The sequence below is a fragment of the Pantoea sp. UBA5923 genome (assembly GCF_002431095.1).
In the GTDB taxonomy this organism is placed as follows: domain Bacteria; phylum Pseudomonadota; class Gammaproteobacteria; order Enterobacterales; family Enterobacteriaceae; genus Pantoea; species Pantoea piersonii.
Genome location: NZ_DJDN01000054.1, coordinates 1 through 620 on the forward strand (window position 1 = coordinate 1; position 620 = coordinate 620).

1 protein-coding gene and 1 pseudogene are annotated in these 620 nt (G+C 54.8%); one reads left to right on the forward strand and one right to left on the reverse strand.

Translation table 11 applies throughout. The features are described 5' to 3' along the window. A pseudogene (locus B3797_RS13100) lies at positions 1 to 186 on the reverse strand (aspartate aminotransferase family protein); the annotation flags it as partial. A gap of 211 nt (positions 187 to 397) precedes the next feature. Between B3797_RS13100 and B3797_RS13105 the strand changes: the two are divergent. Beyond that, positions 398 to 620, forward strand: a 223-nt coding sequence (locus tag B3797_RS13105; protein ID WP_311791307.1) for an iron-sulfur cluster assembly accessory protein, incomplete at its 3' end; no start/stop codon positions are given.

Below are 620 nucleotides of genomic sequence, written 5' to 3' on the forward strand. Positions count from 1 at the left end.
CATCGGCCCCCATGAACCGACATAGTCGATATAGGCTTTGCCGTCGGCGTCATACAGGCAGGCGCCGTCGGCGCGCTCGATGAACAGCGGCGTGCCGCCTACGCCGTTAAACGCGCGCACCGGCGAGTTAACGCCGCCGGGGATCAGGCGTTGCGCTTCGGCAAACAGGTTTTCGGACTTACTCATTTATTCGGCTCCAGCGGTTCATAAAAAATCTCGCGCCATTCTACGGGAAGATAACGACATGAAGAAAGGGCGGAAAGGGCGCGCTATACTTACCTTAGCTGAAGGCCGGAGGCACGCAGTGCGAAGGGCAAAACTTGATTGCGCTATCGCGCTGGCAGATAATACGGCAATTGAGGTCGTTTTATGACCTGGACGTTTACCGGAGTATGAAATGAGTGATGATGTTGCAGCACTGCCGTTACAGTTTACCGATGCGGCGGCCAGCAAGGTAAAAAACCTGATTGCTGATGAAGAGAATCCCGATCTGAAACTGCGCGTCTATATCACCGGCGGCGGTTGCAGCGGCTTCCAGTATGGTTTCACCTTTGACGACAAAATGAATGACGGCGACATGACCATTGAGAAGCAGGGTGTGGCGCTGGTGGTCGATCCGA